This window comes from Janthinobacterium sp. GW821-FHT03C08 (assembly GCF_059420905.1).
The window spans coordinates 374523-391535 of the sequence record NZ_JBWKUP010000003.1; the positions used below are offsets into that span (position 1 = coordinate 374523).

15 protein-coding genes are annotated in these 17013 nt (G+C 63.4%); 8 read left to right on the top strand and 7 right to left on the bottom strand.

The window, feature by feature from the left end; all coding sequences use genetic code 11:
- Position 1: 1 nt before the first annotated feature.
- On the bottom strand, positions 2–1213 hold the full coding sequence (locus AC07VL_RS06165; RefSeq protein WP_494805052.1) for a hypothetical protein: 1212 nt from the start codon (positions 1211–1213) through the stop codon (positions 2–4).
- Positions 1214–1306: 93 nt separating this feature from the next.
- Positions 1307–2173, bottom strand: a complete 867-nt coding sequence (locus AC07VL_RS06170) for an HDOD domain-containing protein (RefSeq protein ID WP_494805053.1) — start codon at positions 2171–2173, stop codon at positions 1307–1309.
- 280 nt (positions 2174–2453) lie between these two features.
- Between AC07VL_RS06170 and AC07VL_RS06175 the strand changes: the two genes are divergently transcribed.
- Entirely contained in the window at positions 2454–3032 is a 579-nt protein-coding gene (locus tag AC07VL_RS06175) for a DNA-3-methyladenine glycosylase (RefSeq protein WP_494805054.1), read from the top strand.
- Positions 3033–3046: 14 nt separating this feature from the next.
- Here AC07VL_RS06175 and AC07VL_RS06180 read toward each other — a convergent pair whose 3' ends face one another.
- Positions 3047–4765: a methyl-accepting chemotaxis protein gene (locus AC07VL_RS06180; protein ID WP_494805055.1), complete on the bottom strand. Its 1719-nt coding sequence runs from the start codon at positions 4763–4765 to the stop codon at positions 3047–3049.
- Between the two features lie 81 nt (positions 4766–4846).
- Positions 4847–5305 carry a cache domain-containing protein gene (locus tag AC07VL_RS06185; RefSeq protein ID WP_290603160.1) on the bottom strand — a complete coding sequence of 153 codons (459 nt, stop codon included), beginning with the start codon at positions 5303–5305 and terminating at the stop codon, positions 4847–4849.
- A 280-nt stretch (positions 5306–5585) separates the two neighbouring features.
- On the opposite strand from AC07VL_RS06185, the gene AC07VL_RS06190 reads away from it, so the two are divergent.
- The 6 genes from AC07VL_RS06190 to AC07VL_RS06215 all read left to right on the top strand — a co-directional run bounded on the left by AC07VL_RS06190 (position 5586) and on the right by AC07VL_RS06215 (position 13396).
- Positions 5586–6950 carry a KamA family radical SAM protein gene (locus AC07VL_RS06190; RefSeq protein WP_494805056.1) on the top strand — a complete coding sequence of 455 codons (1365 nt, stop codon included), beginning with the start codon at positions 5586–5588 and terminating at the stop codon, positions 6948–6950.
- Positions 6951–6952: 2 nt separating this feature from the next.
- Positions 6953–8233: an MFS transporter gene (locus AC07VL_RS06195; protein WP_494805057.1), complete on the top strand. Its 1281-nt coding sequence runs from the start codon at positions 6953–6955 to the stop codon at positions 8231–8233.
- A 233-nt stretch (positions 8234–8466) separates the two neighbouring features.
- Positions 8467–10197, top strand: a complete 1731-nt coding sequence (locus AC07VL_RS06200; RefSeq protein WP_494805058.1) for a serine hydrolase domain-containing protein — start codon at positions 8467–8469, stop codon at positions 10195–10197.
- Between the two features lie 132 nt (positions 10198–10329).
- Positions 10330–11178 (top strand): fumarylacetoacetate hydrolase family protein, encoded by an 849-nt coding sequence (locus AC07VL_RS06205; protein ID WP_494805059.1) that lies wholly within the window; start codon positions 10330–10332, stop codon positions 11176–11178.
- On the top strand, positions 11178–11744 hold the full coding sequence (locus AC07VL_RS06210; RefSeq protein WP_494805060.1) for a carboxymuconolactone decarboxylase family protein: 567 nt from the start codon (positions 11178–11180) through the stop codon (positions 11742–11744). The genes AC07VL_RS06205 and AC07VL_RS06210 overlap by 1 nt, the downstream gene beginning before the upstream one ends.
- A 95-nt stretch (positions 11745–11839) precedes the next feature.
- Positions 11840–13396 carry a S1C family serine protease gene (locus AC07VL_RS06215; protein ID WP_494805061.1) on the top strand — a complete coding sequence of 519 codons (1557 nt, stop codon included), beginning with the start codon at positions 11840–11842 and terminating at the stop codon, positions 13394–13396.
- 54 nt (positions 13397–13450) lie between these two features.
- Here AC07VL_RS06215 and AC07VL_RS06220 read toward each other — a convergent pair whose 3' ends face one another.
- The 3 genes from AC07VL_RS06220 to yjgA all read right to left on the bottom strand — a co-directional run bounded on the left by AC07VL_RS06220 (position 13451) and on the right by yjgA (position 15435).
- A complete protein-coding gene (locus AC07VL_RS06220) occupies positions 13451–14119 on the bottom strand; it encodes an alpha/beta hydrolase (protein ID WP_494805062.1) in 669 nt (222 codons plus the stop codon).
- Positions 14116–14745: a molybdopterin adenylyltransferase gene (mog, locus tag AC07VL_RS06225; protein ID WP_494805063.1), complete on the bottom strand. Its 630-nt coding sequence runs from the start codon at positions 14743–14745 to the stop codon at positions 14116–14118. Before mog ends, AC07VL_RS06220 begins: the two co-directional genes overlap by 4 nt.
- 90 nt (positions 14746–14835) lie before the next feature.
- Positions 14836–15435 carry a ribosome biogenesis factor YjgA gene (gene yjgA, locus AC07VL_RS06230; RefSeq protein WP_290603151.1) on the bottom strand — a complete coding sequence of 200 codons (600 nt, stop codon included), beginning with the start codon at positions 15433–15435 and terminating at the stop codon, positions 14836–14838.
- Between the two features lie 96 nt (positions 15436–15531).
- Here yjgA and pmbA point away from each other — a divergent pair, with 96 nt between their 5' ends.
- On the top strand, positions 15532–16884 hold the full coding sequence (pmbA, locus tag AC07VL_RS06235; protein WP_494805064.1) for a metalloprotease PmbA: 1353 nt from the start codon (positions 15532–15534) through the stop codon (positions 16882–16884).
- Positions 16885–17013: the final 129 nt, after the last annotated feature.

Below are 17013 nucleotides of genomic sequence, written 5' to 3' on the forward strand. Positions count from 1 at the left end.
GTCAGGCGGCCGGGGTGTAGGCCTGCACTTCCAACGGCTGCCCCTGGGCGTCGAAGCGCAGCGCCACCGATAGTTGCGTCACGCCGATGGTGGCCAGCGCGTCGCAGATGTCGTCGACTTCGTCCTGCAGGTCGGCGGCCAGGTCCAGCGGCTTGTCGGCGCTGTGCAGCAGGGCGCCGCCCGCCGCATGGACGTTGACACGCAGCAACATTTCACCATGCTCGTCGGCCGGACCCACGACCACGGCGGCGTCGGCGGCATCCACTTCGTGTTCCGCCAGGGCGTGGTTGATGCCCGACATCATCTGCAGCATGGCGTATTCGCTCATGCCTTGTTCCTTGCCGCCGTGGAACAGGTCCTGGTACAAGAAGCTCACTTCCAGCGCCGTGCCGGCCGGCGCCAGGCAGCGTTTCACCAGATCGCCCACTTTCGTCGTCCACTGCTGGTAGCGCGCCATGCGGGCGTCGAACCAGGCGTCGAGCGCCGCTTCATCCTGCGGTTCCGCATAGAACGGGTCGTCCACGCGTTTCAGGGCAAAGCCCAGCAGGAAGCGCAGCTCGACGGCCGTGTCCTGCGCGCCGAAGGCCGTTGCGCTCCAGCCCACGATGCTGCTTTCCAGGCCCGGCGCGGCGACGATCTTCTTGTCCGTCATCGACGCGTAGGCATCGCGCACCATTTCATGCAGGTGGCTGTAGGTGATGCGGTCGATTTCATCGAGGTCGTAGGCATGGCTCATCAGGACCACCTTGGCCTTGGCGCTTTCCAGTTCGGCTTGCTGGAAACTCTGCACCAGCGCTTCGAACGCATCCTGGTCCTGGAAGCTGTCCTCCTCCTTCAGGCCGCCCGTGCTTTGCACCAGCAGGGGCACGACGAAGGCGTTGATTTCCATGGCGGGCGCGTTGTCGCGGCGAATCACGGAAATGGAGGCCGCTTCCTCGATATGGCTGCGCAGGTACTGCCAGGCGCCCACGTCTTCGTACTTGGAACGCTCGATGGCGTCGTACAGGATTTCATCCTTCTTTTGATTCAAGGCCTTGCGGATGATGCGGCCAAACTCGACGGCTTGCTCGGCCAGCACCGTGCCCTGCGATTCGCTGTCTTCCTGTTCCGCCAGGTTCAGGGCCATCGTGCACAGCATGCGCGTGACGGCTTCATCCTTATCTTCAGGCGTGTTGGCGGATTTACGGGGGACAGGGCGCTTATTTTTGGGCATGGCGATCAACAGGTTAAGTAATTCGGGTCAGGCAAACGGGAACGGGCGCCAAGGCTGGGCCTGGCGCCGGGACAGATCATACAGCCTGGGACATCAATGGTCGGTATCGAACATCTCGTGCAGTTCGTCGAGCAGGTCGGCCGCCTCTTCTTCCGACAGGCCGAGATGCTGACAAGCAAGACTGCCGCCCTTGTCCCACTCCAGCGAGGTACTGTTGCCATGGTAGCGCTGAATGCCCTTTTCGGCCAGCAGGGACAGGGCGACGAGCGAGCGGATGGCATCGTCCGTGGACGGGTCCGCCAGCACCGTGTAGTCGTGGTGGTGCAAGATTGCCCACGAGACGTCGGAGGACAGGCCCCAGTTGCGCGCCAGCAGACAGCCGATGGCCGCGTGGTTGGTCTGGTGGCGCGCGTCTTCCAGGGCAGTAAAGCAGTTGTGCGCATCGTTCGCCGCCGCCGCATAGGTGTTGACGTAGTCGGGGAAGCGGTTCATCAGCAGGGGCACGCCGATATCGCAGAACAGGCCGAAAGTGTGGGCGATGTCGGGCGGGGCGATGCGCAGCTTGCGCGAGGTAAACACGACGGCGCGGGCGCGCTTGGCCGACACGTCCCAGAAATTGGTCAGTTCCACGCCTTCCGCTTCCAGCGCCTGGCGCGCCAGCAGTCCCGTCATCATGGCGCTGCACTGGTTGATGCCGAGAAAGTTGATGCCCTGCTCGACGGACTTGGCTTTGCGCGCGGCGCCATAGAAGGGCGAATTGGCCAGCTTCAGCAAGGCACCGGACATGCCGACGTCGTCGGCGATGATGCGCGCGATGCGGCGCGGCGACGGGTCCTCCTCGGCCAGCTCGCGCTGCAGGTCGACCAGCAGGCTGGGGCGCGGCGGGATACGGATGGAACGCATCAGGGCGTCGACCGGATCTTCCTGCACTATCTGGGCTTGCGCTGCCGCTCTCATCATCGTTGTCTTTGCATTGCTGGTGGATATTCTGTCGTGCGCTGCCGCCGGCCGCCGCGGGGCGTGCAGCGCAGTGCCGGACGATTATCGCTGTTTATGCATGGCAATAGTTCATCTCAGCAATGGTTTGATGAAAAAATCCCCCTTTTTCTCCCGTTAGCGCCTGCTTTTCGCCGTTTTGCGACGCCCATTCCAGCGGTTCCCATGGTTGAAAAGGTAAGCTTTATTTGTTTTCAAGGCTGTCGGGCGCGTGCATGGGGCAGGGCGGCGCTACAATTGCCACATGAAAAAAATTCTCGCCGGTATAGATTTCGCGGCCGATTCCAGCACGGTGGCGCGCCAGCTGATCGGCGTGACCGTGCTGGTCGATGGCGTGGGCGGACGCATCGTGGAAACGGAAGCGTATGACCGGCTGGACCCGGCGTCGCACACGTATGGCGGCATGACGCCGCGCAATGCGGCCATGTTCGGCCCGCCCGCGCATGCCTATGTGTACCGCTCGTATGGCATCCACTGGTGCCTGAATTTTGTCTGCCGCGAGCCGGGCCATGGCGCGGGCGTGCTGATCCGCGCCATCGAGCCACTGGCCGGCATCGATATCATGCGCGAACGGCGTGGGATCGAAGCGCTGCGGCTGCTGTGCTCGGGGCCGGGCAAGGTGTGCCAGGCGCTGGGCGTGAGCCACCTGCAGAACCGCCTGGCGCTCGATGCGCCGCCGTTTACCTTGCTGGCGCGCGAGGAGGAGGTGATCGTGCAAACGGGGCCCCGCATCGGCATTTCCAGGGCGATGGAGACGCCGTGGCGCTTCGTGCTGGCCGGGTCGCCGTATTTGAGCAAGCCCATGCGCGTGCCTGCGGGCTAGGGCGCGGGCCGGTATCAGGCGCCGCGCTGACGGTGCGGGGTGCGGCCTGCGCCGGCGGTGGCGCCATGGCGGGGGGCGCCGCGCAGCGGACTGTGCAGTGCGCGGCGTTCCGCATGCGCGCCTGTCACGAGACTGGCCGGGTCCTGGAACGCCTGCTCCTCGCCAGTGACGGTGGGCGATGTCGCCTGGCTATCGAGGGTAAACACGGCCACGGCGGCCGACAGTGTCACGGCCTGGTCCTGCAGGCTGGCCGCCGCCGCGGCCGCCTGTTCCACCAGGGCGGCATTTTGCTGCGTGACATCATCCATTTGCGTGACGGCCTGGTTGACTTCCGTGATGCCCGACGCCTGCTCGGCGCTGGCCTGTTTCACGCGCTGGATGATGTCGTTGACTTGCTGTACCGAGGCAACGATGGCACCCATGCTGTCGCCGGCCTTCTGCACGGCCACGCTGCCGCCATCGATGGTGGTGACGGACGTGGCGATCAGGGTCTTGATTTCCTTGGCCGCTTGCGCCGAGCGGTGCGCCAGGGTGCGCACTTCGGAGGCGACCACGGCAAAGCCACGGCCTTGCTCGCCCGCGCGCGCCGCCTCCACCGCCGCGTTCAGGGCGAGGATATTGGTCTGGAAGGAAATGCCGTCGATCACGCCGATAATTTCCACGATCTGGCGCGAATTGGCCCGTATCGTCGCCATTGTCGCCACCGCCTGCTGCATCGCCGCGCCCCCTTGCACGGCCAGGCCGGACGCTTGCGCGGCCAGGTCGCAGGCCAGCTGGGCATTGTTGGCATTGTCGTTGACGGCTTCCGTCAGCGTTTCCATGGCGCTCGATGTTTCTTCCAGCGAACTGGCCTGCATTTCCGTGCGCGCCGACAGGTCCAGGTTGCCGCTGGCAATTTCGCGCGAGGCCGTGTCGATCGATTGCACGGCATCCATGATGGTGCGCAAGGTCTGGTTCAGGTTGGCGATGGTCTGGTCCAGCACGCGCGACGTGTCGGCGATTTCGTCGCTGCCCTGCTTGGGCGCGCCGGCCGTCAGCTTGCCGGCCGCCAGGTCTTGCACGGCGTCGGCGATGCCGCGGATTTCCCCCAGCATGGCACGCCGCACCAGCATGGTCACGACGATGGAAACGAGGATGGAGAGCAGCACGGTCAGCAGCATGCTCCAGCCCAGGCTGCGAAATTCCGCGCTGGCCGTCGCGTGCGCCTGGCTGCTGAGCGTGGTTTCCAGCGCCGACAGTTGCGCCAGCTGCGTACTGAGCTGGACGAACTGCGTTTCCGCCTTTTGCATGGAATTGGTGGCGATGGACTGGTCCATCTGCGCCATTTCCATGGTTTCCAGCACCGCGTTGCGGTAGCCGGACAGGGCCTGGATGGCCGCATCGAGCAAGCTGCGCTCGGCGCCCGTGGCCGTGCTGCGCAGCGCCGTCAGCTGCTTGCCGATGGCGAGGTGGCGCGCCTTGATCTGTTGTTCCAGCGCATCGATACGGGCCTTGGCGAAGCTGCCATTGGTCCATGACAGCAACTGGTACATATTGCCGTGTACATGCTTGGCGTCACCGGCCACGTCGGAAGCCGCCTTCAGGTGCGTGATGCGCACCCGCACCATGTTTTCCAGCGAAGCATTTTGCCGCACCATGCCATACCAGGCGCCGCTGGAACTGAGTATCAGCAGCAGCAGCACGAGGGCGGGCGCCAGCAGTAATTTTGGTCCGATGCGTAGTCGATTGAGCATGTCTGACTCCTGCCAGTGGGACTGTACACGCCGGGGGCGCCGCAGCGGCCAGCTGCCGCGCCCGCACGGCGCCGGGAGGGCTTATTTCTTGTAGATGCCCGCTTCCAGCACCACGTCGTTGACGCGCAAAATGTACGTGGTCTTGGGCTCGATCTTGCCGCTGGTGGGATTCTTGTACTGGTAGTCGACCCAGCCCTTGCCCTGTTTTTGCGCCAGTTCGATGATTTCACGGCGGTATTTCTTGCCATTCGCATCCGGCACGTCCGTCAGGTCCTTGCCGACGATGGACGGATTGATGGGATGGGCCAGCACGATGCCCGTCTTGATGTCGCGCATGTCCACATACAGCGAACCCTGCACGAAATCGGGATCTTTCGCCGTGATCTTTTTCATCATTTCTTCCTTGCCATGCGCCTTCATGAAGGCGGCGCCCCGTTCGGCCATGGCGATGGCGTCTTTTTCCGTCGGTTCGACCGCGGCACTGACGCTGGCGCTGGCAAATGCCAGGCACAGCAGGCTACCCGTGAATAAGCGTTTCATGAAAACTCCTTTGAGATCGAGGGATGTGTTGCCAAGTCGTAATTTACGTCGGTGTGGCTGGCATCAAGTTGCGATGGAACAAACTAAGGTGTTGCTTGAAGGCAGCTTGCGGCATATCGCAGCGCTTGTTGATGTGTGGCAATTTGGTTCCTTGCGGCAAGAACTATGATGACTTTCGCAGCATGCCGCGTGACGTGGCGTGCACTCAAACAGGGCGAGATAGTCTGATGTTGGGCTGATTTCGTGGAAGTTATCGTCATTTACTGGCAAGGAGCCGACCGTGTCCGCACTCATTACCGAGCCGTTCCCATCCAAATTCAAGCCGTATACGCGGCAAACCATTCAGCAGGCGCGGCAGTGGGCCTGGCTGCCGGAAGAGCAGCGCGAAGCCGTGCAAGTGGTGTCGCATGTGTTGCCATTTCGCACCAACGAATATGTGCTCGATCAGCTGATCGACTGGAACAACATTCCGGACGATCCCATCTACCGCCTCGTCTTTCCCCACCGCGACATGCTGCCGCCGGAGCAGTACGCGCACTTGCGCGACCTGGTGCTGGTCAAACAGGACAAGGCCGCCATCGATGCCTATGTGCATGGCTTGCGCCTGGGCATGAATCCCCATCCCGCCGGGCAGATGACGCATAACGTGCCCCGCGTCAACGATGCCCCCGTGCGTGGCTTGCAGCACAAATATGCGCAGACGGTGCTGTTTTTCCCCAGCGCGGGACAGACTTGCCACGCCTATTGCACCTTCTGTTTCCGCTGGCCCCAGTTCGTCGGCATGGACGACATGAAATTCGATGCGCGCGAATCGCATGAACTGGCCGCCTACCTGAAACTGCATCCGGAAGTGACCGACGTGCTGATCACGGGCGGCGATCCGATGATCATGAACACGCGGCAGCTGGCTGCCTACCTGGAGCCGCTGCTGGAGCCGGGCCTGGAACACATCCAGAACATCCGCATCGGCACCAAGTCGGTGGCGTACTGGCCGCAGCGCTTCGTCTCGGACCGCGACGCGGACGACTTGCTGCGCCTGTTCGAGCGCATCGTCAAGGCGGGCAAGAACCTGGCCGTGATGGGCCATTACAGCCACGCCGTCGAGTTGCGCCAGGACATCGCGCAGCAAGCCGTCAAGCGCATCGTCTCCACGGGCGCCACCCTGCGCATGCAGGGGCCGCTGATCCGCCACATCAATGAAGACCCGAAAAGCTGGGCCGAGCTGTGGCAGACGGGCACGCGCCTGGGGGCGATTCCGTACTACATGTTCGTCGAGCGCGACACGGGGCCGCGCGGTTATTTCGAGTTGCCGCTGGCAAAGGCGCACGAGATTTTCCAGGCCGCCTACCAGATGGTGTCCGGCCTGTCGCGCACGGTGCGGGGGCCGTCCATGAGCGCTTTTCCCGGCAAGATCGTCATCGATGGCATCGTCACCATCAATGGCGAGAAACTGTTTGCCCTGCAATTCTTGCAGGCGCGTAACCCGGACTGGGTGCGCCGGCCGTTCTATGCGAAGTTCGATGCGGAAGCGACGTGGATGGACCATCTGCAGCCGGCGTTTGGCCACGATAAATTTTTCTTCGAGACGGATGAGCCTGTACCGCAGCTGCCGCACAAGGTCATCCGCCTGGCGCAGGCGGCCTGAACATGCACGCCGCCGGCGCGCCAGCCCGCTCCGGCGTGGCCGTGTTTTGCCTGGTCTTCCTGCCGTTTGCGCTGGGGCACTACCTGTCTTGTCTCTTGCGCGGCGTCAATGCCGTGCTGACGGCCGAACTGCTGGGCGCCGTGCCCCTGACGCCAGCCCAGCTGGGACTGCTGACCAGTGCCTTCTTTCTTGCCTTTGCGCTGGTGCAATTGCCGGTCGGCATGGCGCTGGACCGCTACGGCCCCCGCGCCGTGCAAGCCTGGCTGATGGCGCTGGCGGCACTGGGCGTGTGGCTGTTCAGCCGGGGCCACAGTTTTGCCGAGCTGATATGGGCGCGCGCCCTCATGGGGGCGGGGTTGGGCGGCTGTTTCATGGCCGCCGTGAAAGCGATTTCGTGCGCCATCGCGCCGTCGCGCCTGCCTTCCGTGCACGGCTACCTGATTGCCGTCGGCGGCCTGGGCGCGGCCACGGCCACCATGCCCGTCAAGCTGGCACTGCACTACACGGACTGGCGCGGCGTCTTCCTGGGGCTGGCGCTGGCGGCGCTGGCCATCGGTTTGCTGATCCGCCTGCTGTCGCCCGCCATGCCTGTCCCGACCGCGGCCGCCAGCAAGGCCAGCGTCTGGAGCGTATATGCCGACGCGCAATTTCGCCGCACCATCGCGCTGATCCTGTTGCCGCACACGGTGTTTTTTGGCGTGCAAGGCTTGTGGATAGGGCGCTGGCTGGCCGACGTGGGCGGCCTGTCCGAGGATAACGTGGCGTATCTGTTGTACCTGGGCATGGCTGCCGTCATCTTTGGCGCCATCGGCATGGGCATGCTGACGGAATGGGCGGGCCGGCGCGGCATCGACACCATGCAGGTTGCCGCCACCGGCATCGTCCTGTTTGTCGGCGCGCAAGTGGCCATGGCGTGCAATGCCGTGCCCAGCCTGCCCCTGCTCTCCGTCCTGTTCACCCTGCTGGGCACGGTCACGGGACTCGAGTATGCAATCGTCGCGCAAAGCATGCCGGCCAGTTTGACGGGCAGGGCGGCCACCTGCCTGAACCTGCTCATTTTTACGGGAGCCTTCCTGGTGCAGGCCGGTTTCGGACTGGTCCTCGGCTGCTGGCCCCTGAACAGCCACCAGCAGTACCCCGCCCAGGCTTACCAGGCGGCGTTCGGCGTGCTGGTGGCGCTGCAATTGCCGGGCCCGGCGATGTATTTCATGCGCCAGCGTGCGCGCACTTCGGGCGCGCTGCGGGCCGGTACGGCGGCCATGCTCAAGGCCAAGGACGACTAGCCACGCTGGCCGCCGTGCCCGTCACCGGGCAAGGAACCATCCTGCCCTGCCATTGCAGTTGCCCCCTGCGCACCCTTGCTGGCAGGCCGGCTTCGCCCGCGCCGTCGCCTGCCATCCGCCGATTGCCGCCCGCGGCATCAATCTTTCGCTGGTGCATCAATATTTTGTATTTTTTGATAATTAAATATTATACAATCCCCGCTATCAATCATTTCCGTAGAGAAATTATCGACATGAAGTTACTCCCATATCTTGCGTTCGTTTTTCCTTTGCTGGCGCTGCCGCCGTCCGCCTGGGCCAGTCCCGCAGTGCCGTCGGCTAGCCAGGATGCCGCCCGGGGGCAGTTGGTCGACGCCCTGTTTGCCAGATGGGACCGGCCCGATTCCCCGGGCGCCGCGGTGCTGGTGGTGCAGGATGGCCGCGTCGTCTACCGGGGCAATGTCGGCATGGCCGACATCGAACAGGGACGCGCGATGACGTCGTTGACCCCCATCCACGTCGCTTCGCTGTCGAAGCAGTTCACCGCCTTCGCGATCCTGCTGCTCGCGCAGGAGGGCAAGCTGTCACTCGACGATGACGTGCGCAAGTATGTGCCCGAACTGCCGGACTTCGGCCAGACGATACGCATCCGACACCTGCTGAGCCACACGAGCGGCTTGCGCGACCAGTGGAATCTGCTGGTGATGGCGGGCTGGCGCATGGACGACGTCATCACGGACGACGATGTGATGCGCCTCGTGCGCCGCCAGCGCGCCCTCAATTTCGCGCCCGGCAGCGATTTCGCCTACAACAATACCGGCTACACGCTGCTGGCGGCCATCGTCCGGAAGGTGTCCGGCAAGCCGCTGGCCGAGTTTGCGCGGGAACGCATCTTCGAGCCCCTCGGCATGCGGCATACCGTTTTCCGTGAGCAATATGCCACCCTGGTGGCGCGCCGCGCGCAGTCTTACCAGCCGGCGCCGGCGGGCGGCTATGCCGGTGTTGCCCTGTCGTATTCCACGGTCGGCCCCACCAGCGTGTTGACGACGGCCGATGACCTGGTGCTGTGGGCAAACAATTTCGACGATGGCCGGGTCGGTGGCCCTGCCTTGCTTGCGCAGATGCAAACATCGGCTGTCTTCAACGATGGCAAGCCTACCGGCTATGGCGGCGGCGTCGAGGTCGGCACGTACCGCGGCTTGACAAGCATCGATCACAGCGGCGCCGATGCCGGCTTTCGCAGCTATCTGGCCCACTTTCCCCAGCAACGGCTGACGGTCATCGTCGCCGCGAACGGTGCCGATGTGCAAGCCAGCCGGCTGGGCCAGCGCATCGCCGACATCTATCTCGATGGCCAGCTGGAACCCTTGCCGAAACCTTTGCCCACTTATTCGGACGGCGTGCAGGTGCCGCTCGCGCCCGCCCGAATGGATGCCCTGCTGGGCACCTACGCGCTGGAAAACGGTTCGGCGATCACCTTTGTCAGGGAACAAGACCATCTGTTCGGCTGGACGGCGGGCGACGACAAGATGCAGTTCTACCCGGCCGGCGAGCGCGAGTTTTTCGTCAAGTTGAGCAACGCCAGCTTCCGTTTCGATGCGCCCGATGCGGACGGCGTCATCGGCGGCGGCACCTGGCTGCGTAACGCGCGGGCCGTGCGGGCCAGGCGCCTTGCGCCCGCCCGGCTGTCCGCGCAGGAGCTGCAGCCTTTGCTGGGGGAATACTACAGCGACGAATTGCATGCGCTCTACACCGTCACGGCCAGGGATGGCAGCGTGGTGCTGGGCTATGCGCGCGGCGACATCGCGCTGGCGCCATTCGGCAAGCAGAGCTTCGTTGGCCCCTGGCCATTCGGCCTGGTGACGTTCCAGTGCCTGGCAGCGCAGGACTGCAAGGGATTCACGGTCACGGAAAGCCGCGCCAGCGAGGTGGCCTTTGCGCGCGTGGCCCCCTTGGGCGTGGCCGGCGGCAAGCCCGTGCCCTGAGGGCGCGACATGCCGTCTCCCTGCGCAGGCATGGCCTGATTCCCGTGTTTTTCATGGCCCCCTGCAGGTGCGCCAGACCATCCGGTAAAATGGCAGCCTGCACAGCGGCAATGATCAACTCCAAGGAAGACTATGAAACTCGTTCGTTATGGACGTCCAGGCAAGGAAAAACCGGGCCTGATCGATGAAGAAGGCAAATTGCGCGACCTGTCCGGCGTGATTGCCGATATTGACGGCGCGCAACTGTCCGACAAGGCCTTGCGCAAGCTGGCCAAGCTCGACGAAAAGACGCTGCCCCTGGTGCGCGGCAATCCCCGCTTCGGCGTGCCGCTGGCCAAGGTCGGCAAGTTCATCGGCATCGGCCTCAATTACGCGGACCACGCGGCCGAGGCGGGCATGCCGATCCCGTCCGAACCCATCGTCTTCATGAAGGCGATCAGCTGCCTGAACGGTCCCGACGACAATGTCGTGCTGCCGAAAGGCTCGAAAAAGACGGACTGGGAAGTGGAACTGGGCGTCGTCATCGGCACGCGCGCACAGTACGTGAGCGAAGACGATGCGCTGAAATACGTGGCCGGCTATTGCGTCGTCAACGATATTTCCGAGCGCTCGTTCCAGCTGGAGCGGGGCGGCCAGTGGGATAAGGGCAAGGGCTGCGACACCTTCGGCCCCGTGGGTCCGTGGCTGGTGACGCGCGATGAAGTCATCGATGAGCAAGACCTGGACCTGTACCTGGAAGTCAACGGCAAGCGCATGCAGACTGGCAATACGCAAACCATGATTTTTACCGTCGCGCAAATCGTCAGCTACCTGTCGCAATTCATGACCCTGGAACCGGGCGACGTCATCGCCACGGGCACGCCGCCGGGCGTGGGCCAGGGCCGCAAGCCGCAGCGCTTCCTCAAAAAAGGCGACAGCCTGCGCCTGGGCATCGCCGGCCTGGGCGAGCAGCAGCAGGACGTCGTCGCCTGGACCGCCTGATGGCCGGTAGCGACATCGACCGTTTGCCGCCGCTGCCCCTGGACCAGCTCGACGTCCAGCAGCGCGCCGCTGCGCAAGCCATCATCGACGGCCCGCGCGGGGCCCTGTATGGCCCCTTCGTGCCCCTGATCCGCAGCCCCGAGCTGATGGAAACGGCGCAGCGCATGGGAGAATACTTGCGTTACCGCAGCGCCATCGGCACGCGCCTGTCGGAATTGGCCATCCTCGTGACGGCGCGCCAGTGGGACCAGCAGGTCGAGTGGGCCATCCACGCGCCGCTGGCCGTGCAGAACGGCATCGCGCAAGCGGCCGTGGACGCCATCGCGCAGCGGCGCGCGCCGCTGGCTCTGCAAGACGACGAGCAAGCCGTGCATGACTTCTGCATCGAACTGCAGCAGAACAAGCGGGTCAGCGATGCCACCTATGCGCGGGCGCTGGCGCTGTTCGGCGAGCAGGGCGTGGTGGACTTGATGGGCATCAATGGCTACTACACTTTCCTGGCCATGGTGATGAACGGCGCGCAGACGGCCGTGCCCGCCCTGGGCGTGCCGCCGCTGCCTGTCTGATTAGAGGAGTTCTTCGGACGAAGATGGACAAAATGTAATGAAGTTGCAATTATTCAATATATAATTTTGCTTCCCTTCCATTGCTAAATTGCTCAATGAAAACTCGTCCGTGCTTCACCCTGATGGGCCGCGCCTTCCTGGCGCTGGCCCTTTCTTTTTGCCCGTTGATGACGGTGCGCGCGCTTGCCGCCGAGACCAGCGCCACGGCCAGCGCCTCCGCGCTGGAAAATTCCGTCGTCAAGGTATTTTCCACCCTGCGCGGGCCTGATCCCTACAAGCCCTGGAGCAAGGCCCAGCCGCAGGAAGTGACGGGTTCCGGCGTCGTCATCGAAGGCCGCCGCATCCTCACCAACGCGCACGTGGTCGGCTATGCCAGCCAGGTGCAGATCCAGGCGAATGGCTCGGGCGACAAGATTCCCGCCACGGTGCTGGCCATTTCGCGCGGCATGGACCTGGCCTTGCTGAAGGTCGACGACGACAGCTTTTTTGCCAGCCACAAGCCGGTGCCGCGGGCCAACGTCCTGCCGGACGTGCGCGATGCCGTGCTGGCCTACGGTTATCCGACGGGCGGCACTTCGCTGTCGATCACCAAGGGCATCGTCTCGCGCATCGAATTCGTGCGCTACAACTTCCCCGTTTCCGGCCTGCGCATCCAGATCGACGCGGCCATCAATCCGGGCAATAGCGGCGGCCCCGTGATTGCCGGCGACAAGATGATCGGCCTGGCCTTCGCCGGCATGCTCAATGCGCAAAATATCGGCTACATCATCCCCAACGAGGAAATCGAGCTGTTCCTGCGCGATCAGGAAAGTGGCGCGCCCAAGGGCAAGCCGGCCATACTGGACGTGACGCAGACGCTGGAAAATCCCGCCCTGCGCACCTATTTGAAGCTGGCCAAGGGCGTCGAGGGCGCCGTCGTGATGACGCCGGCCAGCCAGGATGCCGCCTACCCCCTCAAGGAGTGGGACGTCATCACGCAGATCGGCGAGTTTCCCATCGATAACCAGGGCATGGTCAAGCTGAATGCCAACAGCCGCGTACGCTTCCAGTACCGCGTGCAGCAACTGGCGAAAAACGGCCTGCTGCCGCTGACGGTGGTGCGCCAGGGCACGCCTCTGAAAATCAGCGTGCCCGTGTCGGCATCGCACCCCATGCTCATTCCTAGCTTGCAGGGCAACTATCCCTCGTATTTCATCTTTGGGCCGATGGTGTTTTCGCGCGCCACCACGGAATTCATGGCAGGGCCGAACAGCAATGCGGGCATGTTGGCGGGCATGAGTTTTGCCGGCAACCCGCTGGCGACGCGCCGCGGCGATGCGCCCGATGCCGAGCGCGAGGAACTGGTGGTGATCGCCGCGCCGTTCTTCCCGCACAAGCTGATGAATGGCTACAGCACCCGTTTCTTCTCCGTCGTCGATTCCGTCAATGGCGTGCGCGTGCGCAGCCTGGCGCACCTGGTGGCCTTGCTGCGCGACCAGAAGGATGACTTGCTGACCTTCCGCTTCCAGCAACGCGACGCGGAAATGGTCGTCGTGCCCCGCAAGGAGATGCTGGCGGCGACGGAATCGGTGCTGACGGACAACGGCATCCGCTCGGAAGCGTCGGCCGACATGTTGAAAATATGGAATGAAAAAACGCCGGCGAGCAACTAAGCTCCCGGCGTTCCGTACAACAACAGGCGCGGCGCACACCGCGCCTGTTTTATTTTAAGCCAATACTTTTTTCAGCCAGGCGCCGATGGCATCGATTTCTTCCTGGCACAACGAATGCTGCATCATGTATTCGTGCCATTCCACCTGGTAACCCATGCCGGTGAGCAAGTCGCGCGATTGCTGCGCGCGGGCGATCTGCACCACGGGGTCGGCCGTGCCGTGCGCCATGAAGATCGGCGTCTGCAGGCTGGCAGGCGTACGCTCGGCGGCCGTCTTGTCGGCCAGCGGCAGGTAGCCGGACAGGCACATCAGGCCAGCCAGCGGCTCGGGATGGCGCAAGCCCGTCTGCAGGGTCATGGCGCAGCCTTGCGAGAAACCGGCCAGGATGATGCGGCTGGCGGGAATGCCGCGCGCCTTTTCGCGCGCGATCAGCGCTTCGATCTGCGCCTGCGAGGCGCGCAGGCCGCTTTCATCTTCGCGGCGCACGAGGTCGCTTACGAGGATGTCGTACCAGGCGCGCATCACATAGCCGTTGTTGATGGTGACGGGCATGGTGCCGGCGCTGGGGAAAATGAAGCGGATGGCGGGGCAGCCGCGCAAGTCGAGTTCTTTGACCAGCGGCACGAAGTCGTTGCCGTCGGCGCCCAGGCCGTGCATCCAGATGATGGAAACGGTGGGATTCGGTGCGCTGTCGAGTTCTATGGTTTCCAGCAAGGTGCTCATGTATTTTCCTCAGGTAAAGGTTGCGCCGGACGCAGCGCCGATTTGGGACGGAAGGCCTTGCAGATGGCCGGGTCGGTTTCCATGTAGGGGCCACCGATGAGGTCGATGCAATATGGCACGGCGGCAAAGATGCCGTTTACCAATTGATTTCCATTAACATCCTTCAAGCCTTCCAGGGTTTCCTTGATGGCCTTGGGCTGGCCCGGCAGGTTCATGATCAGGGCGGCGCGCTCGGGCGTTTCGCGGATCACGGCCACCTGGCGCGACAGGATCGCCGTCGGCACGAATTGCAGGCTGATCTGGCGCATCTGTTCGCCGAAACCGGGCATTTCCTTGCTTCCCACGCTGAGCGTGGCGTCCGGCGTCACGTCGCGCCGCGCCGGACCCGTGCCGCCCGTCGTCAGGATCAGGTGGCAATGGTTCAGGTCGACCATGTCGATCAGGGTATTTTCAATCTGCGAGCGCTCGTCCGGGATCAGCCGTTTTTCCAGGCGGAAGGGCGTGCGGATGGCGGCAGCCAGCCAGCTTTCCAGGGCCGGGATGCCCTGGTCTTCATACACGCCGCCGCTGGCGCGGTCCGAGATCGACACGAGGCCGATAATCAATTCGTCTTCGAGTGTGGTCATGGGGCACCTGTCTATGTCGTAAAAAAACCGGGATGATCCCGGTTTTTAGCTGCTTTCGGGGGCAGACCCGCCGGGCCTGCCCCCAGTTGCTTACTCGTCGTCTTCCGGCTCGACGCCGTCTTCATCCGCCTCATCCTTGCCGCCGTTCTGTTTCTTGGCGATCTGTTTCAGGATCTGGAAGATTTCGCGGTAGGCTTTCGGCGGCTTGTTCTCGGCCTGTTCCTTGCGGGCATTGCGGATCAGGGTGCGCAGGTGCTGCACGTCCAGTTCCGGGTTTTCCGACAGCAGGACGGTCAGGGCCTTGTCGTCCGCCAGCAGCTTGTCGCGGCGGCGTTCCATGGCGTGCATGGCGGCCGTGTCGGCTTTCGACAAGCCTTTCCAGCTATCGATGGTGCGTTGGATGGCGGCAACTTCTTCCTCGTCCAGGGTGCGCATTTTCTTGCCCACGTATTGCAGCTGGCGGCGGCGGCCTTCGTGATCCTTGATCAGCTGGCATTCGAGGATGGCGTCGCGCACGTCTTCCGGCATCGGGACGCGCTTGACGCGGTCGCGTGCTTCATTGACGAGTTCTTCGCCCAGCTTTTGCAGGACGGTCATCTGGCGCTTGAGTTCCGATTTCGACGGACGTTCATATTCCTGTTCGAATTCGGACGATTGGAAGCCGCAAGCTCCCCGGTTTGGATTTGGCATGATATATAAGGCGGGAGAGGACTTGTGGACCGCTCCTGTAAACTGTAAACGACTGCTATGATAACCTTTTTAGCGGCTTTCCGAAGAAAACAGCGCATGAACGACTCCGTATTTACCCATAGTCAAGAGCAATTGCAGCAACTGGTCCGTGATGTGTTGTCTTTTGCGCGGGACGCGGGCGGCACCGATGCCGCCGTTGAAGTCAGCGAAGGCGGCGGCCTGTCCGTTTCTGTACGAAAAGGCAAGATCGAGACGATCGAGCAAAACAAGGACAAGGGCATGGGCGTGACGGTGTTTGTCGGCAAGAAACGCGGCAATGCCAGCACCTCCGATTTTTCCCTCGCCGCCCTGCGCGCCACGGTGGATGCTGCCTACAACATCGCCCGCTTCACGGCCGAGGACGACTGTGCGGGGCTGGCCGACGCGGAGATGCTGGAAATGGCCCCCCGCGACTTGCAATTGTATTATCCGTGGCGCATTTCCGCCGAGGAAGCCGTCGCGCTGGCCCAGCGGGCCGAAGCGGCCGCCTTTGCCGTCGATCCGCGCATCACGAATAGCGAAGGGGCGGGCGTACACGTGCAGCAATCGCATTTTGTTTCCGCCAATTCGCGCGGCTTCATCGGCGGCTATCCTTTTTCGCGCCACACCCTGTCCGTGGCGCCCATCGCCGGCAAGGGGGCGAAGATGCAGCGCGACGACTGGTATTCCTCCGTGCGCGACGCCTCCAAGATGTCGAGCCCGGAAGCCATCGGCCGCTACGCCGCCGAGCGCGCCCTGTCGCGCCTGAATGCGCGTAAACTCGGCACGCGTACCTGTCCCGTGCTGTTCGAGGCGCCGCTGGCGGCCGGCTTGCTGGGGACCTATGTGCAAGCGACCTCGGGCGGCGCCCTGTACCGCAAGTCCACTTTCCTGCTGGACTCCCTGGGCACGCAGGTGCTGCCGTCGCACGTGCAGATCTTCGAAGACCCGCACGTGATCGGCGGCGTCGGTTCGGCGCCGTTCGATGAGGAAGGCGTGAAAACCGTCAGCCGCGACGTGGTGAAAGATGGCGTGGTGCAAGGTTATTTCCTGTCGACTTATACGGCCCGCAAGCTGGGCATGCAGACGACGGGCAATGCGGGCGGTTCGCACAATCTGTACCTGACGTCGACGCAGACGGCCGCCACCGACGATTTTGTCGCCATGCTGAAAAAGCTGGGCACGGGCTTGCTGGTGACGGAACTGATGGGGCAGGGCACCAACTATGTGACGGGCGACTATTCGCGCGGCGCCTCCGGTTTCTGGGTGGAAAACGGCGTGATCCAGTATCCGGTGGAAGAAATCACCATCGCCGGCAACATGAAGGACATGCTGCGCAACATCGTTGCCGTCGGCGCCGACGTGTTGCGCCGTGGCACCAAGCAGACCGGGTCCATCCTCATCGAGAGCATGGTGGTGGCGGGCGGTTGAACGTGTCCCGTCCTCCTTCCGAAAGGCGCCTCTGGCGCCTTTTTTCTTGTCCGTGACCCATCCTGGAATAAGTTGACACTTTTTCGCTACAGAGAAGGAGTGTTCGATGAAACAAGGGTTTCGACGCAG